Source organism: Microbacterium amylolyticum (genome assembly GCF_011046975.1).
Classification (GTDB): Bacteria; Actinomycetota; Actinomycetes; order Actinomycetales; family Microbacteriaceae; genus Microbacterium; species Microbacterium amylolyticum.
Genome location: NZ_CP049253.1, coordinates 678,435 through 700,105, shown reverse-complemented (window position 1 = coordinate 700,105; position 21,671 = coordinate 678,435). Strand labels below are relative to the sequence as shown.

Below are 21,671 nucleotides of genomic sequence, written 5' to 3'. Positions count from 1 at the left end.
CGCGGCGGTTGTTGGGGAACGTCGCCGATAGGCTGGAGGAATGCTCGATCTCACTGGTTCCTCCGCGTCCATCACACGCGCGATCTGCGATATCCCGAGCGTCTCGGGCGACGAGGGCACTCTTGCTGATGCCATTGCCGACGCGCTTGTTCCGCTGGCACATCTGGACGTCGTGCGCGATGGCGATGCGATCATCGCCCGGACGAACCTGGGACGAGAGCGTCGGGTGATCATCGCCGGCCATATCGACACGGTTCCGGTCAACGACAATCTGCCGACGCGCGAGGTCATAGAAAACGGAGAGCAGCTGATCTGGGGACGCGGCACCGTCGACATGAAGGCGGGTGTCGCTGTTCAGCTCAAGCTCGCAGCCGAGCTGACGGATCCCGCCGTCGACATCACGTGGGTCTGGTATGACCACGAGGAGGTCGAGGCGACGAAGAACGGCCTCGGCCGCCTTGCTCGTACCCATGCGGACCTGCTCACGGGCGACTTTGCCATTCTCGGCGAACCGTCGAACGGCGCGGTCGAAGGCGGTTGCAACGGAACACTTCGCGTCATTGTCCGCACCCGCGGAACGCGTGCGCACAGCGCCCGGTGGTGGATGGGGGACAACGCCATTCACGCGGTCGCTCCCATTCTGACGCGGCTTGCGGCGTACCAGCCGCGGACGATCTCGGTGGAGGGCCTCGACTACCGCGAGGGACTGAATGCCGTCCGCATCAGTGGTGGCGTCGCCGGCAACGTGATCCCCGATCTGTGTGAGGTCGAGGTGAATTACCGGTTCGCGCCAGATAAGTCGGGTGACGAAGCACTCGCCCATGTGCGCGAGGTTCTTCATGGTTTTGAGATCGAGCTCACCGACATGTCGCCGGGAGCTCGTCCGGGTCTCGACGCTCCTGTTGCCCAGAACTTCCTCGCGGCGGTTGGCGGCGAGGCGAGGCCGAAGTACGGGTGGACAGACGTCGCGCGCTTCAGTGAGCTGGGGATTCCCGCGGTGAACTACGGCCCCGGAGATCCGCAGCTGGCCCACCACGATGAGGAACGCGTTCCCGTTTCCCAGATCGTCGACGTCGAGCGGGGCCTGCGGGAATGGCTGACACGACGCTAACGCCTGCAGGGCGCGCGTCGTTGATGTGGCGCTCGCTCGCGCCGTGGGTGCGTGTTCTCGTGGTGTACGCGACGGCGCGGGCCCTCACAACAGCGCTGATGCTGCTCAGCTCGGCCATGGCTCCCGCCGACGGTCGTCACGGCGCCAACCCGCCGTTGCGCGCCTACGTCGTCGGATGGGACGGTGCCTGGTACCGAGAAATTGCGCTGAACGGCTACCCGACCGTTCTCCCGACGAACGACGCTGGGCAGGTCGTCGAGAACGCCTGGGCGTTTATGCCGGTGTATCCCTTCCTCGCCCGGCTTCTTGCCGCGCTCGTGCCGGGCGCGGGCTTCGGGTCGGACGATGTGTGGGCGGTTGCCGGTGCCTGGGCCTGGTGTGCGCTGCTCATCTCTCTGCTTGCGGGGTACGGCGCGTGCTTCGTCCTTTACGCGTTGCTGCGGCACCGGTTGGGCGCGTCAGCAGCCATGTGGGCTGTTGCCCTGTTCGCTTGTAACCCGTTCGCCCTTCTGTTTCAGGTGGCGTACGCCGAGTCCCTGTTCCTGCTTCTGATTTTCTGTGCCATCTTGTGCCTCGAGCATCGGCGATGGTGGTTCCTTTACCCTCTCGCCATCGTGATGGCGTTTACCCGGCCCGGTGAGCTTGCGCTGCCGTTGACGGTGGCGTTGTTCGGGATTTGGCGCCTGTTTCATCGCCGGGAACAGCCGCTGCACCGGGCGGAAGTTGCCCACATCCTTGGGGTGGGCGCAGTCGGAACAGCAGCCGGATTCGCTTGGCCGGTCATCGTCACTGCTGTGACGGGCTCCGCAACGGGATACCTCGATACCGAGCTCGCCTGGCGACGCGGGTGGGTGGATGGCGCCGAGGGGTTCTTTCCGGGCGAGGGGTGGATTCACGGAGCGCAGGCATGGGCGGGGATCTGGGGCGTTCCCACGGGACTGGTCTTGGCTCTTGTTCTCGTCCTCGCTGTCGGCGCCGTCGGGGTGTTTTTCACGCCGGCCGTTCGCAGACTGAGCCTCGAGGCGCGCCTCTGGTGCGCCAGCTACCTCGTCTATGTGGCACTCGTTGTGTTTCCGCAGTCCAGTGCGCCGCGCCTCCTGCTTCCCGTGGCTATCCTGTGTGGTGCCGTTGCGGCGATCCCGCTCGGACGCTTCGCCCGGCTCACGGTTCTCCTCGGAAGCATCGCGTTGCAGTTCGTCTGGCTTCACGGCACGTACGGCATCGGCAATACGTACTACCTCGTGCCGTAGAAAGATGCGCCCCGGCGGCGCGGAGAAACGCCGTGTGATCGGCGGACGCGAGATACTAGTCATGGACGCACACGTGCCGCCCGATAAAATGGGAGGCACCAATCAGGAAGGGGAGCCACGTATGGCTGCTATGAAGCCGCGCACCGGAGACGGACCCATGGAGGCCGTGAAGGAGGGGCGCCTCATTATCGTTCGCGTGCCGCTGGAAGGCGGCGGCCGCCTCGTCGTGTCTGTGAACGACGACGAGGCCAAGGAGCTTCACACGGTGCTCAGCTCCGTGGTAGAAGCAGCCTGAGCTGCCTCGATGATCAGAGGGCCGGAACCGCGTCTGCGGTTCCGGCCCTCTCGTCGTTTCGGACCTAGCCCGCTGAAGTTGTGATCTGCAGGAGCCCCTCGCCGACGGGGTTGAGTGCTGCGACGACCTCCGTTGTTGACATGGTCTGGGCGATGATTTCCCGGAATTCCGTTGTGATGCTGTCGCGGGCGACAGGGTCGGCCACACGCCCGCCGTGCAAAACCCGCGGAACGAGAACCGTTCCGCCCGGCCTCGCGAGCCGCAGGCCGTGCGACACGTAATCGAGAACGGAGTCGGGGTCGGCGTCAACGAACACGACGTCGTACGCGGCATCGTTCATGCGCGGAAGAACGTCTGCGGCGCGGCCGGTGATGCCGCGAACGCGTGCGGCAGGGATGCGCGAAGCGGCGAACGCTGCCCGCGCCGCTGCGAGATGTTCTGGCTCATTGTCGATCGTTGTGAGAACCGCGCGTGGCGCTCCGTTCAGGAGCCACAGCCCCGACACGCCGGCACCCGTTCCGATCTCGATCATCGTCCGCGCGCCGGTTGCCGCGGCGAGAACGGCCGTCTGCGCACCAACGGCGGGGCTAATGGGGGCGGCACCGAGTTCGAGCGCGTGCTGGCGTGCGCGAGCGATATGTTCGGGCTCGACGGTCGCCTCACGGGCGAATCGTGCGACGGCGCTCTCATTCATATGATCAACTCTACGGCTCGCGGGTACGTGTCCTCTGCGGGTGGGCCCGGCCGGGCGAGATAACCTGAAAGACATGTTCAGCGGGTTCGCGATCGAGCAGATCGTCATCATCGTCGTTGTTGCGGCGATTCTCATCGGACCCGAGCGCCTTCCGCAGGCCGCTGAGTGGCTCGGGCGCACGGTCCGACAGGTGAAGACGTATGTCAGCGGCGCACGGGAACGCGTCGAAGAAGAGATGGGGGAAGAGTTCTCCGATGTCGACTGGCAGAAGCTCGACCCTCGTCAATACGACCCGCGTCGAATCATCCGCGATGCTCTTCTCGAGGACGACACTCCCGCACGCCCGTCATCTGCGCCGAGCCGGATGGCGGTGACGCCGCCTCGGACAGCACCGCTGATCGCTCACACGTTTGCGGCGGACGATCTCCCGCCCTACGACGACGAAGCGACGTAAGACGCGCGGGCGGTTCTACATCGCTGTGATGTGCTCGCGCAGACGAGAGGCTTCCTCGGCGGGCATGCCGTATGTGTGTTCCGGAGCGGGGTACGCGCCGGAGCGCACCTCGTCGGCGTACGCGGTGACCCCTTCGATCATCGTCTCGCGAACGTTGGCGTAGCGCCGAACGAAGCGAGCGGCTGGGCCAGCGAAGATGCCGAGAAGGTCATGGAAGACAAGAACCTGGCCATCGGTGTCGGGACCGGCGCCGATACCAATGACGGGAATGGTGATCCGCGGCATGATCGCCGCGCACGCCTGGACGGGAATGGCTTCGGCGACGATGGCGAAGCAACCGGCCTCTTCCAGCTCGATCGCGGCGCGGAGCACGGCAACGGCGTCGTCGGCCGTTTGGCCGCGCGCGCGGAAACCACCCGTTGCGTTCGCCGTCTGCGGGGTGAGACCAACGTGGCCCATGACAGGGATGCCGGCGCGCACGATCGCCGCTGCGCGTGATGCGGACTGTCCGCCGCCTTCGAGCTTCACGGCGTCGCAGCCCGCCTCCTTGACGAAGCGGATTGCCGTGGCAACAGCCTGCTGATCCGAGACTTCGTAGGACCCGAAAGGCAGGTCGGCGACCAGAAGCGGCGCTGTGGCGCCCCGTCGGACGGCGGCGGCGAGCATGATCATCTCGTCGATGGTGACGGGGACCGTGCTGTCGTAGCCGAGCACGGTCATGGCGGCCGAGTCGCCGATCAGGATGACGTCAACCCCTGCTGCATCTGCCACCTGAGCGCTCGGGTGATCGTATGCGGTGACCATCACGATCGGTTCGTGACGCGCCTTTTTCGCAACGAGGTCGGCGATGCGCACCACCGGGGCGGCGGCGCGGTGAGCGCTCATGCCGTCGCAGCCGTGAGGAGGTGGCCGGAGATACCGTCCACAGCGGCGATGGCGTTGGCGGCGTCGACGTGAACAACCCGTGGTTCGTGATCGTCCAGCTCTTCCTCGTCGTATTCGGCGTAGGAGACGACGATGATCGTGTCACCCGTGTGGACAAGGCGTGCGGCGGCTCCGTTGAGCTGCATGTCTCCCGAGCCGCGTTCACCCAGAATCGCGTAGGTCTCGAAACGCGCCCCGTTGTCAACGTCGAGCACGTGAACTTGCTCGTTCTCGCGAATGTCCGCCGCCTCCAGGAGGAGGGGGTCCACCGTGATGGACCCGACATAGTTGAGGTCGCTTCCGGTGACGGTTGCGCGGTGGATTTTTGACTTGAGCATGATGCGTCGCATCAGGCGTCTCCTCCCAGGGTGCGGTTGTCGATGAGGCGGGCTGCGCCGACACGAGCCGCAACGGCGAGGATGGCCTCGTCGGTGACGGTCTCGCCGACGGCCGCAAGGTCGTCTGCTCGGCGAAGCTCGAGGTATTCGGGGCTGATTCCGTCTGCGTCGAGAACGCGGCGCGCCGCCGACAGAAGGGCCGCCGTGTTGCGCTCGCCTGTGGCAAAGGCGGCGTTCGCTGCCGTCAGGGCGGCGTTCAGAGCGGTCGCTCGGCGCCGATCGCTCGGCGTCAGGTACACATTCCGTGAACTCATGGCGAGCCCATCGTCTTCGCGAACGATCGGGCAGGCAACAATGCGCACATCGAGGTTGAGATCGCGCACGAGGCGGCGAATGACGACCACCTGCTGCGCATCCTTTTGGCCAAAATAGGCGGTGTCGGGCTGGACGATCGTGAAGAGCTTTGTGACAACCGTGGCAACGCCGTCGAAATGCTCGGCGCCGCGCACGGCTCCGCAGAGGATTTCTGTGACACCCGTGATGTGGATGGTCGTTGCGAATCCGCCCGGGTAGATCTCGGACGCGGTGGGAGCGAACAGAACGTCAACGCCGGCGTCGCGCGCGAGATCAGCGTCGCGCTTTTCGTCCCGTGGATACGCTGCGAGGTCCTCATTCGGGCCGAACTGCGCGGGGTTGACGAAGAGCGAGGCGACGACGAGCCCGCCGTCCACACGCGCTGCCCGCATGAGCGCACGGTGCCCGTCATGGAAGGCGCCCATGGTCGGGACAAATCCGATGTGTTGGCCCGCCGTGCGGGCCTCCCTCACGACCTGTCTCATGTCGGAGATGGTTCGGACAATCCTCATGCCGGCTCCTCCCGGGTCATTGCCGTCATGTAGGCCACGAGGGCGTGGAACAGCGCACGGGTTTCTTCCGTCGTGTTGGCGACGGCTGCGCGCTGCCGGTCGACGGTGTGCTGATCACCGCGCGCAACCGGACCGGTCAGGGCAGAGCTGCCGAAGGCGATCCAGTTCTCCAGCGCGCGCCGGGCGAGGGGGGCGAACATTTCTCGTGTCTGCTCTGGCGTAAATCCTGCCGTCCCGGCAACGCGTTCGGCCGCATCGCACACGGCGACAACGGCGCCCGATGCGATCGACGCGGCGGCGTGATAGGCGGCGCGTTGCTCATTCGACAGGGGGAAGGGGCGTGCTCCGAGCAGGCGGGCGAGGCGCTCAGCGGCCTGTTCAGCGCGGGGCGAGGTTCCCGCGATGCCACAGGCCACCTCGCGGAACGCCTCTGCTCCCTCGCTTCCCGTGAATGTCTGGAGCGGATGAATGCCGAAGTCGACCCCGACAACCGGCGTTGCCCCGGAAACATGGCCGATCAGGTCGGCGCGACCCGTTGCTGCACCCGCTGCCGCGGGGATGTCGCGGTCCGGAACGCACAGGAGAGCAAGGTCGGCGCGGGCGATCTCCTCGCCCCGCCCTGTCGGTCCGCTCACGCGCACGCCACGTTCGCGCAACGCGCGTGCGAGAGCGCGGCCGATCCGGCCGGCTCCGATGATGCTCACGTGAGGGAGCGAAGGGGAGGAGAGAGTGTCCATAATCGTGTTGCGCGATGTTGTGCGCCACACGAGTATCCATTTCTGGCACGGGCCGAACCAAATCCGAGATCGATATGCTCAGGATTCTCCGTCGCAAACATGCGCTCTTGGTTAAAAGACGCGCGAAGTCTTGTGCATAGTGATTTCATGCTACCGCGGGGCGACGGGGAGTCGCCGTCCGGCCAGGCCGCGGCCGTTCAATGTGAGGCGATCGGCGAGAGCGTGAATCGCCCGCGCGCTGGGGTCTTCTGGATGAGAAACAACGATGGGGTCACCCGCGTCGCCATCTGCTCGGAGCGCTTGACTGAGCGGAATCGAAGCAAGCACCTCGACCGCTTCTCCCTCCTCGCTCAGTGCTGCGGCAACCTCGTCACCGCCGCCCGAACCGAAAAGATCGAGAACCTGTCCATCCGGCATCGTCATCGCCGCCATGTTCTCGACAACACCGATCACCCTCTGTCCGACCTGCCGCGCGACCAACCCGGATCGGATCGCGACGTCGCTCGCCGCTGGCTGGGGTGTTGTGACCACGAGAACCTCTGCTCCCGGCAACAGATGCCCGGCGGAGATCGCGATGTCCCCCGTGCCCGGCGGCATGTCCAGGAGCAAAACATCGAGATCGCCGAAGAACACATCGGTCAGAAACTGTTCCAGTGTTCTGTGCAACATCGGTCCCCGCCACATCACGGCACCGGGCGTCGATCCGTCGGACTGCCGCAGGAACATGCCGATGGAAATCGTCTTCACATCGTGAGCGACCGGCGGCAAGATCAAATCGCCCACCTGGGTCGGGCTCGGCACCTCGCCGTCCTGTGCGAGGCCAAGCAACTGGGGAATCGAAAAACCATGAACGTCGGCGTCGATAAGCCCGACCTTGAGCCCTTTTTGCGCAAGGGCTACAGCGAGATTCGCCGTGACCGTGGACTTTCCGACACCGCCCTTGCCGCTTGTCACCGCGATCACTCGGGTCAGCGTGCCCTCGCCGAACGGATTGCGCTTGTGCGGGCCCTTCAGGCGTTCCGTGAGCTCTTTTCGTTGCTGCGGCGTCATCACCCCGAGCTCGACGTCGACGGAGCGACCATCTGATGCGCCTTCTGCCGCCGCACGCACCTCGCGCTCGATCCGGTCGGAGGCGGGGCACCCGACGATCGTGAGCGCGATCTCGACGTGCACGCCGTCCGGTGTCTCGGTGACGGACCGCACCATGTCCAGTTCGGAGAGGGGGCGGCGCAGCTCGGGGTCGCTGACACGTCCGACGGCGTCGCGGACGCGCTCGGCCAGGGAGGGGGCATCAGCGGTGTGTGTCACGCTAACCAGCCTACTGTCGTCGCGCCGAGCGCTCCTCGGTCAGGAGATGTTGTGCGTCGTGCCCTTATGGCATAGCTGCCTCACAGCCGGCGCAGAGGCTCAGCAGCGACCGGCCAGCGCCACGCATGGGAGAATCGGACCATGAGCTTGATCAACGGACCCGGCCGCACGCCAGAGGTGGGCGAGACCGTCGCGACCTACAAGAAGTACGAGGGAGCGCAGAAGGCGGTCTCGACGCTGATCGAGAAGAACGTTCCGGCGCGCGATATCGCCATTGTCGGTTCCGGTTTGCGTTCGATCGAAAAGGTCACGGGGAAGCTCGGCTGGGGCCGAGCCGCTCTTCAGGGCGCCATCAACGGCACGATGATGGGCCTGCTGTTCGCCGCCTTCGTCGTGATCTGGTCGCCGGGTAGCGACATCGCACTGCTCGGAGGCATCCTTCTCGTCGGTGTTTCCGTCGGAATGATGTTTCGCGTTATCGGTTACATGATCGTGCGGCGTCGTCGTGACTACGCCAGCATCATGGCCGTTGCGGCCGAACACTACGAGGTGACGGTTTCCGCTCAGCACACGACGTCCGCGCGCGAGGCGCTGGGAACATCAAAGCCTCGTACGGTTGCGCCACAGCCGTCATCGAGTGAGCCGCCCCGCTATGGCGTTCGTGTTGTTGACGGAGCGCAGCAGGATCCCTCCGCGGCGCCCCGCCCCGGGGCCAATGCCGCCGTTCCCGCGCCAGAGACGACGAACCCGGCGTCCTCCGAAGAGAACGCCGGGCCGTCAGAAACAGCTGCTCAGCGCGACTGAGCGATCCACGCTTCGATCTCGTCCGCCGTGCGGGGAATCGCCGCCGAGAGATTGACGGGGCCGTCCTCCGTCATGAGGATGTCGTCCTCGATTCGAACGCCGATGCCACGGTACTCCTCCGGAACCGTCAGATCGTCGATTTGGAAATACATGCCAGGCTCGATCGTGAAGACCATGCCGGGCAGCACCTCACCGTCGTAATACATCTCGCGGCGAGCGGCCGCGCAATCGTGAACGTCGAGGCCCAGGTGGTGACTGGTGCCATGCACCATGTATCGCCGCTGGTGGCCGCCGAGCGTCGCGTGCAGGGCCTCCTCTGGCGTGACCGGGAGCAGACCCCACTCCGCGGTTCGTTGCGCAATGACCGCCATCGCGGTGTTGTGCAGCTCCCGGAACTTCATCCCGGGCCGCGCGGCGTCGAATGCCGCGTCTGCGGCCTCGCGAACTGCCTCATAGATCTTCCGCTGAACGGGAGAGAACGTTCCGCTCACGGGTAGTGTACGGGTGATATCGGCCGTGTACAGGCTGTCGACCTCGACGCCGGCGTCCACCAGGATGAGATCCCCGGGGAGCACGGCTCCGTCGTTCCGCGTCCAGTGCAGATAACACGCGTGAGGACCGGAGGCCGCAATCGTGTCGTAGCCCTCCCAATTTCCATCGCTTCGCGCGCGCAGGTGGAAAACTCCCTCCACCATGCGCTCACCCCGCGGGTGCTCGATGATGCGGGGGAGCTCGCGAACGATGTCGTCAAAGCCCTGTGCTGTTGTGTCAACCGCGAGCTGCATCTGCGCAATTTCGTAGTCGTCCTTCACGAGACGCATTTCCGAGACGAAGGAGGTGAGCCCGTCATGTTCTTCGACGACGAGATCGTCCTCTGTCGGCTCGAACGATTCGATGTGATCGGTTGCGATGCCGAGATCGGCGGCAACGGCAGCGAGGGACGGGCGTGGCCCGACCCAGAACTCGCCGATCGTCGCGTCGCGGTAGAACTCCTCGGTCTCACGCGTCGCGCGGTCGCGAACGAAGAGCGTGACATCGTGGCCGTCATCCGTCGGGTCAAAGACGAGAACCGAGTCGGCAACGGAGTCGGCTCCCCACCCCGTCAGGTGTGCGAATGCCGAGTGCGGTCGGAACGGATAGTCCGTGTCGTTGCTGCGCTGCTTGTACTCGCCCGCCGGAATCACGAGCCGCCTCCCGGGGAACTCCGCGCTGAGAGTCGCGCGGCGGCGTTCCGCAAACGGCGCCTGTGCCCGCGGAGAGGGAAGTGTGTCGGGGCGGTCCGCCCATCCCGTCGAGATCGTGTCGAGGAAGCCCTGGGGGTACGGCTGCCGCCGGTTCGTATTCGAGTTCGACTCTTCGGCCTTCTGGGCCTCGGCAGTCGTCTGGTCGTCGCCGGTGCTGGTCATACGTCCAGGGTACGACGAGCGAGATGGCGAGGCGGTGAGCGCCGAAAAAACTGCTGCGCTACTCCGTGTCGGCGGCGTCGAGTTGCACGATGAGCGGGCGATGGTCGCTACCCGCATCGTCGAGGCTCGTGAGAACCACGCTTCCCGTCGCCACCCACTGGGACGTGTGAAGAACGTGGTCGATGGGGGCCCCGAGCAGCGACGGAAGGCTTGTCGGCCAGGTGCCGACTGCGCCGTCGCCGGTTGCGGTCGCGGCATCACGGCACCAGCCGAGATCGTTGTCCTCGGCGCCAAGGCGAGCCATGTGATCGATCGTCGCGTTGAAATCGCCCGCAAGGATCACGTTGCCGTCAACGCACTGATCGGCGAGCCATGCCAGATCGGTCCGCCAGGCATCCATGTATTCCGGGCGGGGAGACACCGCGTGAGCGGCCACGATGATCGGTCCGTCGTGTTCAATCGGCATCGCGATGGCCGTCGGCAACATGGTCGTGCCATCTCGTGAGGCATCGATGACGGCATAGTCGCCGAGCTCCGGAGAGATCAAGAAGGTGGTCTGCCACGCCTGCGGGCCGTGTTCGATATCGGCGTTGTACTGTTCGCCGAGCACCCACATGGGCCGGCCGAGATCACGCATGAGAACCGCGGCCTCTTCGCCAACGCCGTGCGCCGTTTCCGGCAGGACGACGATGTCAGCCTCCATGGCGACGGCTGTCTGCGCGATGGAGTCGGAGCCCGCGGCGTTACCCGCCGTGTTCCACGTCATCACGCGCAAGGACGTATCGGTCTTTGCGGGGAGATCAGACGAACCGTATCCGCGCATGCCGAGGATGACGCCGCTGGCGACAGCCGCGAGCATGCTGACGATCGCCATCGATAGCGCAAAGCCGCGGATCTTTCGTGCGGCGGCAAACAGCAGGAAAAGCAGGGTGAGCGCTGCAAAGACGACAACGAGAGCGCCACGCATCGCGATGATCTGCGCGAAGGGCAGCGTGTTCTCGAGCCGGAAGAACTGCGGCCAGGTTGCGACGGCTACCGCGCAGGCGTAGAGCACCGTGACGAGGATTCCGAGCGATCGCAACACGCGGCCGACCATACGCACGATGTCTGAGAAACCAGCGCGGGGATGGCGCGTGCCGAGGCATCAGGCAGGTATCTCACAGAATAGGCTCGCGGTGTGTCCTCTCTTCGATCCGCCGGCGACGATGCCCCGCGGCAGCTCGCCGATCTGCACATGCATTCCGATCACTCGGACGGCACGGAGCCTCCTGCCGAGGTGATGCGCGCCGCATACGAGGCGGGCGTGCGAACGGCGGCGCTCACGGATCACGACACCATCACAGGGTGGGCGGCCGCTGCTCGCGCCGCGCGCGGCCGGGGGATGACGTTTATCCCTGGGGCTGAGATTTCGACGCGTCACGGTGGCGGAAGCGTGCACGTTCTCGCGTATCTCTTCGATCCGGAGGCCGCGAGATTGGCTGCTCTCATGCGTCGCGTGCGGGAGGACCGCGTTGTGCGCGCGGAGCGCTTTGTCGCGCGTCTTGCTCGCGATCTGCCGATTACGTGGGACGCCGTGCTCGAACAGCGAACTGGGGATGCCACGGTCGGTCGTCCGCACATTGCCGATGCCCTGATTGCTCAGGGAATTGTGGCATCGCGTGAAGAGGCTTTTGCGCGGCTACTCTCCCCGTCAGGGAAGTACTACGTCGGGCACTACGCGCCAAGCCCGCGCGAGGTTGTCGAGGCCATCGTCGCCGCGGGCGGTGTCGCGATCATCGCGCACCCCGCCGGACGCGGCATGCTCTCCGATGCGGCCGTCACGCACCTCATCGACGCAGGACTTGCGGGATTCGAGCTGGCGCACAGGGAGAACAGCGCGGAGGGCGTCGCACACCTTCGCCGATTCGTGGCGAAACACGACCTCATCGTTACGGGAGCCAGTGATTACCACGGAGAAGGAAAGCCGAATCGCCCCGGCGAGAACACGACATCGACCGAGATGGTTGAGCGCATCCTCGCCAGGGCGACGGGAACGGAAGTGATCCGCGGCTGAGGCTCGCCTTAGCCGGAGACCTGAGGCGTGCCGCCGGAGGGACGACGGCGACGGCGACGGCGACGCGAGGGCGTTCCGCTCGATCCGTCGCGGTGCTCCTTGCCCTGGCCGTCGTGTGTGCCCTGTCCGTCGGCGGACGGTGCTTCTTCGGCTGTAGCTGCCCTCTCGGCACTGCTCGGACGGCGGCGACGCGCACGCTCTGCAGGCTTCTTGTCTTCTTCTTTTTTGCGCGGGGCCGTTGCGATGCGACCCTTTGTGCCTTCAGGGATGTTCAGATCGGTGTACAGGTGAGGGCTCGTCGAATAGGTCTCGACGGGCTCGGGCTGTCCGAAGTCGAGCGCGCGGTTGATGAGCACCCACTTGTGCAGATCAGCCCAGTCGACAAACGTCACGGCCGTGCCGGTGCGACCAGCGCGACCGGTACGACCGACGCGGTGCAGATAGGTCTTCTCGTCGTCGGGAATCGTGTGGTTGATGACGAGCGTGACGTCGTTGACGTCGATACCGCGTGCGGCCACGTCCGTCGCGACCATCACGTCGCGCTTTCCGGCCTTGAACGCTGCCATCGAGCGCTCGCGCTGCTCCTGACCCATGTCGCCATGCACACCACCGACGTTGAAGCCGCGGTCGCTGAGCTCGTCAACGAGCCGCTGCGCCGCGCGCTTGGTGCGTGTAAAGATCACCGTCTTGCCGCGGTCGGTTGCCTGCAGCATACGACCGATGACCTCGTCCTTGTCGAGCTGGTGGGCGCGGTAGACGATGTGCTTGATGTTCGCCTGCGTCAGCCCCTCGTCGGGGTCGGAGGCGCGCATGTGGATGGGGTTCGACATGAACCGACGCGCGAGTGCCACAATCGGCCCCGGCATCGTCGCGCTGAACAGCTGTGTGTGGCGCTTGGGAGCAACCTTGAGGAAGATCTTCTCGATATCGGACAGGAATCCGAGGTCAAGCATCTTGTCGGCCTCATCGAGGACCACCTCCGTTGCGCTGGAGAGATCGAGCAGACGCTGGCCTACGAGGTCGATGAGACGTCCCGGCGTTCCGACGACGATTTGCGCGCCCGCCTTGAGCTGCTCGATCTGGCCCTCGTAGGCCTTGCCTCCGTAGATGGCCACAACGTGCGTTGAGCGTCCGCTGGTCAGCAGATCCAGGTCTTCGTACACCTGTGTTGCGAGTTCGCGGGTGGGGACGACGATGAGGGCCTTGACGCCGTGCTCCGGGTTCGGGCCGAGGCGTTGGACGAGGGGAATGCCAAATCCAAAGGTCTTGCCCGTTCCGGTCTTGGCCTGGCCGATGACGTCCTGGCCGGGCATCGAGATCGGGATCGTCTGCTCCTGGATCGGGAAAGCATCGACGATGCCCCGCGACGCGAGCGCGTCAACGATGTCTTGGTCGACACCAAGTTCGGCGAACGTAGTCATATTCAGCTGCTGCCTGTCTCGGCGGAGCGGCGCGGATGGCGCGGCTTCCGTCGGCGATTGCGTCCACGCCTATTCCGTTTCCGCTGCAGGCGCGGCGCCCCGATCCTGTGTCGGGGACGCCATCAGCGTACCCCTCGGAGACGAGCGAACGCCGCATTGCAGGTGCTGAGCGGAACGCTGGAGTAGCCTCTGAGCGTGGTGAACTGGCTCTTCTGGCGTCGCGAACGGCCGACGCGCGTCCTACGGTTGCGTGCTCGCGGCGAACTCGGCGACGCGGTTCGCGTTGACTTCGCCGAGCTTGCGCCCGACGTCGAAGTCTTCCTCGGACAGGCGGCCTACCTTCAGCTCGGTTATTTCGAGACGCTGTCGCGCCTGATCCGCTCGACACCGGAACTGGACGAGAAAGAGGCGCTCTCTCTCGCGGCAGGCGCAGCGCTGCGCAAGCATCGCGGCATCGTCGACATCATTCGTGATCGCGGGCTTGATCCCACGGAGGTCATGGCGCCGTTCCAGGAAGCGCTTGACGCGTTTCGGTGGAAGACCATCGGGGCGAGGCCACGCGAGACGATGCTCTCCGTTCAGATCACGGCCGGGATGCTCGACGACTTCTACGTCGCCCTTGCCGCAAGCTATGGCGAGACGGGACGTCGCGCGTCACGTGTGCTGGCTTCGGCCCCCGACCGGCAACAGGTGACGGACCTGCTGACAGCGACGATCGAGGCGGACGACGAGATGCGCGGGCTGCTGTCGATGTGGGCCAGGCGCCTCGTCGGCGACACTCTGCTGGTGGCGCGCGCCGCACTGCGTCCGACGCGTCTCGCCCAGCACGACGAGAAGAAGGTCGAGCCCGTTTTCACGGCTCTCGTCTCGGCACACTCCCAGCGTATGTCCGCGCTCGGACTATCGGCATAGCTCAGCCTCTCGGCCGCTGGGCAGTCGAGAGGCTGAGGGTGAGACGGCGTTAGGCGACGAAACCGACGCGACGCGTCTCGTCGGAGCCGATCTCGACATAGGCCAGAGCGGATGCCGGGACGACGTATGTGCTGCCCTTGACGTCGGTGAAGGACAGCGATGCGGACTTCGTCTCGAGAGCCGATGCGACCTTCGCGCTGATGTCTTCGCGCGCCTCGCTCGTTTCGAAGCTCAGCTCGCGGCCGGTGTTCATCATGCCGATGCGGATCTCCACGGAGGTGCCTTTCGTCGCAGTTCAGATGCGGCCGATGCCGCTTCATCACTCTATTGCAGGTGACAGGTGGGGTGACCTGTCTCACGCCGAGGGCGAACACGGCGCTGCCGAGGAATGTCGGAAGTGATCACTACCGTGGACACCATGGCGCACACATCACCCGAGAACGTCGCGTGGGACCCGGAGCAGAAGCGCGTCATCGACGCCGATCCCACCCAGAGCGCTGTTGTTGTCGGGGCTGCGGGTTCGGGCAAGACCAGCGTCATCACGGCCCGCACGTCCCGACTGATCGGCGGCGACGCTCCTCAGCTGTCTCCTGAGGAGCTCATGGTGCTCACACCGTCACGTGTGTCGGCAACGCGTTTGCGCGATCACCTGGGTCTCGCCGCTGGTGTCGCCACACCCGGGCCGCTCGCGCGGTCGGTGGGCGCTCTTGCCTTTCACATCGTGCGCTCCGATGCCGCGGCGCGTGGTGAGGACGCACCACAGCTCCTGACGGGTGCGGATCAAGACCGCATCCTTGCCCACATCATTGAGGGCGATATCGCCGACGGTCGAATCACGTGGCCAGCGCACCTCAGCGTCGACGTCCGGCGCACTCGCGATTTCCGGTCCGAGCTTCGTGCCTTTCTCGACTCCGCGATCGAGCTCGATGTCTCCTCGGAAGAGCTCAGCGCGCTGAGCGGCGGTGAATGGTCGCCCGTCGCGCAGCTGCTGTCGGAATACGCAGACGTCGTTTCACAGATGCGCACGTCGTCGCGCGACGCCGCCGAGCTCATCAGCGAGGCCGAGCGGATTCTGCGCACACGAGAAACGGTTGCGGGAATCGACCGGCTGCGCACGATCATGATCGACGATGCCCAAGAACTCACGCGCGGAGGAATCGCTCTTGTTCGAGCGTTGCGCGGGCGCGGCGTCGCGGTGATGGCGTTCGGCGATCCCGATATTGCGTCCGGGGCATTCCGAGGCATCACACCCGACCTCTTCTCCGGGCTCGCCCGCGATCTCGGTCAAATGATCGTGCTCACGGGCCAACACCGTGCGGGCGACGAGCTCAGCTGGTTGTCGCGCAGCGTCACCCAGAGCATTGGTGCCAGTGCGATGGTCCAGCATCGTCTCGCACCGGGCCCGGCGCCGGAGCAACCCACATCTCTTTCGGTGGTGCGTGCGGCTTCTCCCCATGATGAGATTGATGCGATTGCCTGGCGACTGCGCGAGTGGCATCTCACCGGCGGTGTCCCATGGAACGACATGGCAATCATCGCGCACGACACACGGCAGCTGGTGATGCTCGAGAACGAGCTCGCCGCGCGGGAAGTACCAACGCGCGCCGCAGGCGTTGCTCGCCCGCTGGGCACGGAGCCCGCCGTGCGGCAGATCGTCGAGCTGGTGCGTTTGGGAACAACACCTCCCGAGCAGTGGGACGACGAAGCGCTCGATCGGGCATTGCGGTCGTCGTACGGCGGCTTTGACGGTGTGGCTCTGCGCCGCCTCCGTGCGCGGCTGCGCCATGCCGAAATGGCGACGGGAGGCGCGAGGCCCGCACGAGAGCTCGTGCGAGAAGGGTTCTTCCACCCCGTCCAGTTCGGGCTTCTCGACACCCCCGAGGGACGATCCGCCGAGCGGCTCGCCACGACCCTGAGCGGGCTGGGTGACATGACACGAGAGGGCGCAACAATCCACGATCTCCTGTGGCACGCCTGGGATCGAGCACGCACCATCGACGGCCGGCGGTTGTCCTCGCATTGGCACCGGCTGGCAACATCGTCCGGACCGCTGGCCGCCGAAGCCACCCGCGCGCTCGATGGACTTGTTGCGCTTTTTCAGGCGGCCAAGAGGTCGATCGAGCGCAATCCCGAGCAGGGCCCAGGACCATTCATCCGCGAGATTCTCGACAGCGATGTTCCCGAAGACACCCTGTCAGCGCCGGAACGCGCCGCGAGCGTCACGCTGCTGACGCCAGCGAACGCTCTCGCGACCGAGTTTGACGCCGTTGTGATCGCCGGACTGCAGGACGGCGTGTGGCCAAACCTTCGACCGCGCGGTGGGCTCCTGGGCACGTGGCGCTTGGCCGAAGCCGTTCACGCGCTCCGCGAGGGGCGGGTCGAGACCGAAACACCCCCGCTGATCGATAGACGACGCGAGGCCCTGCACGACGAGCTCCGACTTTTCGTCCGTGCCATCTCACGTGCACGCGCGCGCCTGTTGGTCACGGCTGTCGACGATGAATCGAGCACGCCCAGCCCTCTGTTCGGGTTTTTACCCGCCGCCGCCGCATCTCCTCACGAGGACCACCCCCTCACGTTGCGCGGCCTCGTCGCGCATCATCGCCGCACGCTGACGACAACAGACGATCTCGCGCAACGGGAGCACGCGGCCGGCCAGCTGCGCCTTCTGGCAGACGCTGGTGTTCCCGGCGCAGACCCGGAGTCCTGGTACGGACAGCGTCCGCCAACGACGACGGCGCCGCTTCGCGACATTGAGGCGGGGCCGGTGCGGATATCGCCATCGCGCATTGAGACATTCGAGGAGTGCGGGCTGCAGTGGGCCATCTCGTCGCTCGGAGGCGACACCGTGACGTCGCCGAGCGCTGGTCTCGGCACCATCCTCCATGCGGCGCTGGAACGCGTTCCTGACGGAGGAGCCGATGAGCTTCGCCGTGTTGTCGAAGAGCGGTGGGGCGAGCTCGATTTCGAGACACCCTGGATTGCTCGAAAAGAGCGACGGCGCCTTGACCAGTACATTTCGCGCCTCGACTACTACCTCAGCAGCGTTCGTTCCGAAGGCGGCAGGGTCATCGCCTCCGAAGCGCCCTTCCGGTTCGCCGTGGCGTTCGACGACGGCTCCGTTCATACCGGTGACAGCATCGAGGCGCCGCGTCGAGCCATCGTTAGGGGCGTCATCGACAGGGTCGAAGGCTACCGGCGCGGCGGCGGCGATCACATGGAAGCGCGGGGGACCCGGCCAGCGCCCGAGCCCATCGCACCGCTCGACGATGACGCCACGGAGGCCGTTGTTGTCGCTGATCTCAAGAGCGGCAAATTCGAACAACGAACCACCGACCCGAGCGTCGCCAGTGATGCCCAATTGGCCACCTACCAGATCGCGGTGCAGGAGGGGCTGGTCCCCGGAGCGGATCCGGGCGGCATGGCCGGGGCGCGGCTCCTTGTCGTTTCGCAGACGACTTCCAAGAGCCCCTATCGAGTCGCTCACCAGCACCCGCTTCAGGGACCCAGCCGCGACGAGTTCCTCGCACGCGTTGTTGAGGCCGGGCGGGGGATGGCGGCGTCCAGCTTCACGGCGGCAGTCGAATCGCACTGCGAGGGCGCGAGGTTCGCGCCCGTGTGCCGAATCCACACCATCAAGGCGGTTTCCTCATGAGCCCGCGTCACGAACAGCGGAAGGCAGGCAGCGAATGAGCTGGGGAACCGGTCACGGCATATCGGCCGAGACGATTGCTGCGGCAATCGGACAGCACACGCCAACTCCGGCGCAGCGGTCGGTTATCGAAGCACCGCCCTCGCCCGCGCTTGTCGTCGCCGGCGCAGGCAGCGGGAAGACCGAGACAATGTCGGCGCGGGTGGTGTGGCTTGTCGCAAACGGTCACGTCCGTCGCGATGAGATTCTCGGATTGACCTTCACCCGCAAAGCGGCTGGCGAGCTTGCCGAGCGTATCGGTAAGCGCCTCGAGCAGATTGATGAGTTCGGCCGTCGTGGTCTTCTTCCGCACCTGAACCACATTGTGGCTTCCGGCGCTCTCGCTCGCATCGCCGCGGCCAGCGACGGCGCACAACGTCAGGCGGTTCGGCGCGACGTTCTGGACGAACTCGCAGACCACTACGCAACGGGATGGGTGCCGGGAACGGTCGCCTCCGCCGAAGAGCTTCTCAACCGACCGCGCGTGTCCACCTATAACGCCTTCGCCGATACTCTCGTGCGGGAAAACGCCGCGCGCATTGGGCGTGATCCTGATGCGACGATGCTCTCGTCTTCGGCGTCATGGGTTCTCGCGCGCCAGGTGCTGCTGCGCGCCGATATCGACGGCCTGGAAGATGTCGACCAGTCGTTGGGCGGTTTGGTTGAGCACGTGCAGTCGCTCGCCGGGGACATCCTCGACCATCGGGCGGACCCCGACGAGGTGCGCCGGTATGCGCTTCGACAGGCAGGCGAATTCGCCGATTTCGTTGACCCCGACGTGGCGTCGACGCGTGACTGGGAGGCCGCGTACGAGGCCCTGTCGACGTTGCCGCTGTTGCTCGACCTCGTCGATGCCTACGCCGAAGAGAAGCAGCGTCGCGGAGTGCTCGATTTCGCCGATCAGGTGTCCGGGGCGCTCGACGTCATCGAGCGTGCGCCCGATGTTGCGCATCAGGTGCGCGCTGAATTCCGCGTTGTTCTGCTCGATGAATATCAGGACACCTCGGTTTTGCAGACGCGCCTTCTGTCCGCGTTGTTCCGCGGAACGGCCGTGATGGCAGTCGGCGATCCGAACCAGTCGATCTACGGATGGCGAGGGGCAAGCGCCGATAACCTGCATGCGTTCGCTGCCGATTTCGCGGGCGGCGTTCCCGCGGCCCGCTTCGACCTCATGACCAGCTGGCGCAATCACCGGGTTGTCCTTCGCGCAGCGAACGCGCTTCTTGCTCCGTTCCGCACGTCCCGAGGCTTCGATGTGAAGCCGCTTGAGCCATCACCGATCGCGGGCGAGGGGCACGTCGAGGTGCGGTTCCCCGACACTCTCGACGAGGAGGCGGAGACCGTCGCGGCCTGGATGGAATCATGCCGGGGGAGGCACGAGGGAGCTGAACCACACACGGGAGCGCTTCTGTTTCGTTCCAAGAAACATATGCGGGTGTTCTCCGACGCTCTCACGCGCCGAGGTATTCCGAACCGCATCCTCGGCCTCGGCGGCCTGCTTTCCGCGGCCGAGGTTCTCGATGTTGTCAGTGCCATGCGCGTTCTCCATGACCCGTCCCAGGGCTCGGCTCTCATCCGGTTGCTCGTCGGGCCGCGGTTCTCGATCGGTGTCGCCGATATGGCGGCGCTCTACGACCTCGCGATCGACCTGTCTCAGCGCGACGGCGCTCTTGTGCCGCTGCCGGACGAGGTCCGAGATCGCGTGCGCCAATCGGCCGGTGCCGACGAAAAGGCGTCGATTATCGACGCCCTCGAGTTTCTTCGAACGGCGCGAGACGACTACCGATTGCTCGAGCGTTTCACGGAACAGGGACGGGAGCGTCTGCGGGAAGCGGGGGCGACGTTCGATCGTTTGCGGCGTGCTGCCGGACAGCCTGTGCCCGATCTCATTCGCCTCATCGAGACCGAGCTGCGGCTTGATATCGAGCTTTCCGCGAACGAAACGCGCGGTCCCCAGCGCACGGCCACGGCGCAGCTGCGTGCTTTCACCGATGAGGTGCGTGGGTTCCTTCAGGTAGATGAGCGTGGCACGATCGGCAGCGTTCTGGCGTGGCTTGACTACGCTGAGCGCTCTGACGATATGATGCCGCGCTCCGAGCCGCCCGAGCCCGGTGTCGTTCAACTGCTCACGATGCACGGGTCAAAGGGGCTCGAATGGGATTCCGTCGCGGTCGTTCGGCTTCTCGACGGTGAACTGCCCGGCCCCTCCCGCGGCAGACTCGGTGGCTTCGGGCTCGGGAAACTGCCATACCCCTTCCGCGGAGACGTTCGAGCGCTTCCCGTCTTTGAATGGGTGGCGCCCGCCAGCATCGCTGACGCAAAGCAGCTCCGTGCTGAGACCAAACAGCTGAGGGCAGCGTTCGCCGACTTCGCCGCCGCCAACAGGGAGCACCAGCTTGCGGAGGAGCGCCGTCTGGCCTACGTCGCCGTTACGCGGGCACGCGGGGAACTCTTGCTGACAGGGTCCCACTGGGCCGGTCAGAAGAAGCCGAAGAAGCCCAGCGACTTTTTGATCGAGATCATGGAGGAGCTGGGCCTCGGCCTCATCGAAGAGCCAGCCGACGACGCAACGAACCCCTACGAGGGCGCAGGGGTAACGGTGGAGTGGCCGCTCGATCCTCTGGGGGATCGCGGTCCGCGCGTGCGCGCGGCGGCGGAAGCTGTTCGTGCGGCCGCCCCAGCCGAGCCGAGCGGGCAACTCGCTCTTCTGCTCGCAGAGCGCGCCGAGCGTGAGCGAGAAATTCCGGCGACGATCCCCACACGGATCCCGGCGTCAAAGTTCAAGGACTACGTCACCGACTTCGCCGGAACATCCGCTGAACTCCTTCGGCCGATGCCCGAGAAGCCCTTTCGGCAGACGCGACTCGGCACGCTGTTCCACCAGTGGGTGGAGCAGCGCTCCGGTCTCGTTGGCCAGGCGGCAACACCGGACGATCCCCTGTGGGAGATCGACGAGGATCTTGATGAACGCCGCGGTGAGGCATCAGCGCAGGACGAATCCGACCTCCAACGCCTCCGCGAGATTTTCGAAGCGAGCGAGTGGGGTGGGCTGAGCCCACGAGCCGTGGAGACCGAGGTGAACTTCGCGATGCCCGCTCTTGATGGCGGGACCCCGCACCTCATCATTTGCAAACTTGACGCGGTATTCGAGCGCGACGATCGGGGCGGGCGCATCGAGATTGTCGATTGGAAAACGGGAAGAGCCCCGAAAACCGACACCGAGAGAGAGGACCGGATGCTGCAGCTCGCCCTCTACCGTCTTGCGTACCACCGTCAGCACGGCGTTCCTCTCGAGGACATCGACGTCGCGCTGTTCTACGTTCCCGACAACCTCGTTCTCCGCGACGACCGTGTTGTCACGGAAGACGAGCTGGTCGAACGGTGGCACGCGGCGCGCGCCCGATAGG

Annotated in this window: 19 protein-coding genes; 9 read left to right on the top strand and 10 right to left on the bottom strand. The window is 65.6% G+C overall.

All coding sequences use genetic code 11. The features are described from left to right. Positions 1 to 40 precede the first annotated feature (40 nt). The 3 genes from dapE (at position 41) to G6N81_RS03510 (ending at position 2,656) form a co-directional block, all read left to right on the top strand. The gene (gene dapE, locus G6N81_RS03520; protein ID WP_165133147.1) at positions 41 to 1,111 is read left to right on the top strand and encodes a succinyl-diaminopimelate desuccinylase; all 1,071 of its coding nucleotides are present in this window, start codon (positions 41 to 43) and stop codon (positions 1,109 to 1,111) included. Then, positions 1,093 to 2,361 carry a hypothetical protein gene (locus G6N81_RS03515; protein ID WP_241245050.1) on the top strand — a complete coding sequence of 423 codons (1,269 nt, stop codon included), beginning with the start codon at positions 1,093 to 1,095 and terminating at the stop codon, positions 2,359 to 2,361. Before dapE ends, G6N81_RS03515 begins: the two co-directional genes overlap by 19 nt. 121 nt (positions 2,362 to 2,482) lie before the next feature. Then, a complete protein-coding gene (locus G6N81_RS03510; RefSeq protein ID WP_165133144.1) occupies positions 2,483 to 2,656 on the top strand; it encodes a DUF3117 domain-containing protein in 174 nt (57 codons plus the stop codon). Between the two features lie 64 nt (positions 2,657 to 2,720). Here G6N81_RS03510 and G6N81_RS03505 read toward each other — a convergent pair whose 3' ends face one another. Then, complete coding sequence (locus G6N81_RS03505) at positions 2,721 to 3,350, bottom strand: O-methyltransferase (protein WP_165133141.1); 630 nt, start codon at positions 3,348 to 3,350, stop codon at positions 2,721 to 2,723. Between the two features lie 73 nt (positions 3,351 to 3,423). Here G6N81_RS03505 and G6N81_RS03500 point away from each other — a divergent pair, with 73 nt between their 5' ends. Further along, positions 3,424 to 3,804: a twin-arginine translocase TatA/TatE family subunit gene (locus G6N81_RS03500; protein ID WP_165133138.1), complete on the top strand. Its 381-nt coding sequence runs from the start codon at positions 3,424 to 3,426 to the stop codon at positions 3,802 to 3,804. A gap of 15 nt (positions 3,805 to 3,819) precedes the next feature. On the opposite strand, the gene panB is transcribed toward G6N81_RS03500, so the two are convergent. The 5 genes from panB to G6N81_RS03475 all read right to left on the bottom strand — a co-directional run bounded on the left by panB (position 3,820) and on the right by G6N81_RS03475 (position 7,977). Beyond that, a complete protein-coding gene (panB, locus tag G6N81_RS03495) occupies positions 3,820 to 4,689 on the bottom strand; it encodes a 3-methyl-2-oxobutanoate hydroxymethyltransferase (RefSeq protein ID WP_165133135.1) in 870 nt (289 codons plus the stop codon). Continuing rightward, positions 4,686 to 5,078, bottom strand: a complete 393-nt coding sequence (gene panD, locus G6N81_RS03490) for an aspartate 1-decarboxylase (protein WP_165133132.1) — start codon at positions 5,076 to 5,078, stop codon at positions 4,686 to 4,688. Before panD ends, panB begins: the two co-directional genes overlap by 4 nt. Next, entirely contained in the window at positions 5,078 to 5,905 is an 828-nt protein-coding gene (gene panC, locus G6N81_RS03485; RefSeq protein ID WP_338144002.1) for a pantoate--beta-alanine ligase, read from the bottom strand. The genes panD and panC overlap by 1 nt, the downstream gene beginning before the upstream one ends. A gap of 23 nt (positions 5,906 to 5,928) precedes the next feature. Then, positions 5,929 to 6,636, bottom strand: coding sequence for a DUF2520 domain-containing protein (locus G6N81_RS03480; protein WP_165133126.1), 708 nt, complete (start codon positions 6,634 to 6,636; stop codon positions 5,929 to 5,931). 183 nt (positions 6,637 to 6,819) lie between these two features. After that, a complete protein-coding gene (locus G6N81_RS03475; RefSeq protein ID WP_165133123.1) occupies positions 6,820 to 7,977 on the bottom strand; it encodes an Mrp/NBP35 family ATP-binding protein in 1,158 nt (385 codons plus the stop codon). Between the two features lie 141 nt (positions 7,978 to 8,118). Here G6N81_RS03475 and G6N81_RS03470 point away from each other — a divergent pair, with 141 nt between their 5' ends. Further along, positions 8,119 to 8,781 (top strand): YflT domain-containing protein, encoded by a 663-nt coding sequence (locus G6N81_RS03470; RefSeq protein WP_165133120.1) that lies wholly within the window; start codon positions 8,119 to 8,121, stop codon positions 8,779 to 8,781. Here the strand turns inward: G6N81_RS03470 and G6N81_RS03465 are convergent. Together G6N81_RS03465 and G6N81_RS03460 are read right to left on the bottom strand one after the other, a co-directional pair. After that, a complete protein-coding gene (locus G6N81_RS03465; protein WP_165133117.1) occupies positions 8,769 to 10,187 on the bottom strand; it encodes an aminopeptidase P family protein in 1,419 nt (472 codons plus the stop codon). The genes G6N81_RS03470 and G6N81_RS03465 overlap by 13 nt on opposite strands. 58 nt (positions 10,188 to 10,245) lie before the next feature. Next, positions 10,246 to 11,271 carry an endonuclease/exonuclease/phosphatase family protein gene (locus G6N81_RS03460; RefSeq protein ID WP_165133114.1) on the bottom strand — a complete coding sequence of 342 codons (1,026 nt, stop codon included), beginning with the start codon at positions 11,269 to 11,271 and terminating at the stop codon, positions 10,246 to 10,248. Positions 11,272 to 11,421: 150 nt separating this feature from the next. Here G6N81_RS03460 and G6N81_RS03455 point away from each other — a divergent pair, with 150 nt between their 5' ends. Further along, complete coding sequence (locus tag G6N81_RS03455; RefSeq protein ID WP_165137685.1) at positions 11,422 to 12,240, top strand: PHP domain-containing protein; 819 nt, start codon at positions 11,422 to 11,424, stop codon at positions 12,238 to 12,240. Positions 12,241 to 12,248: 8 nt separating this feature from the next. Here the strand turns inward: G6N81_RS03455 and G6N81_RS03450 are convergent, their stop codons facing one another. Then, positions 12,249 to 13,661 (bottom strand): DEAD/DEAH box helicase, encoded by a 1,413-nt coding sequence (locus tag G6N81_RS03450; protein ID WP_165133111.1) that lies wholly within the window; start codon positions 13,659 to 13,661, stop codon positions 12,249 to 12,251. A gap of 195 nt (positions 13,662 to 13,856) precedes the next feature. On the opposite strand from G6N81_RS03450, the gene G6N81_RS03445 reads away from it, so the two are divergent. Next, positions 13,857 to 14,573 (top strand): ferritin-like fold-containing protein, encoded by a 717-nt coding sequence (locus G6N81_RS03445; protein WP_165133108.1) that lies wholly within the window; start codon positions 13,857 to 13,859, stop codon positions 14,571 to 14,573. A gap of 49 nt (positions 14,574 to 14,622) precedes the next feature. On the opposite strand, the gene G6N81_RS03440 is transcribed toward G6N81_RS03445, so the two are convergent. Next, positions 14,623 to 14,847, bottom strand: coding sequence for a DUF3107 domain-containing protein (locus G6N81_RS03440; protein WP_165133105.1), 225 nt, complete (start codon positions 14,845 to 14,847; stop codon positions 14,623 to 14,625). Between the two features lie 144 nt (positions 14,848 to 14,991). On the opposite strand from G6N81_RS03440, the gene G6N81_RS03435 reads away from it, so the two are divergent. Together G6N81_RS03435 and G6N81_RS03430 are read left to right on the top strand one after the other, a co-directional pair. After that, complete coding sequence (locus G6N81_RS03435) at positions 14,992 to 18,228, top strand: ATP-dependent helicase (RefSeq protein ID WP_165133102.1); 3,237 nt, start codon at positions 14,992 to 14,994, stop codon at positions 18,226 to 18,228. Between the two features lie 34 nt (positions 18,229 to 18,262). Next, a complete protein-coding gene (locus G6N81_RS03430; RefSeq protein WP_165133099.1) occupies positions 18,263 to 21,670 on the top strand; it encodes an ATP-dependent DNA helicase in 3,408 nt (1,135 codons plus the stop codon). The last annotated feature ends 1 nt before the right edge of the window (position 21,671 follow it).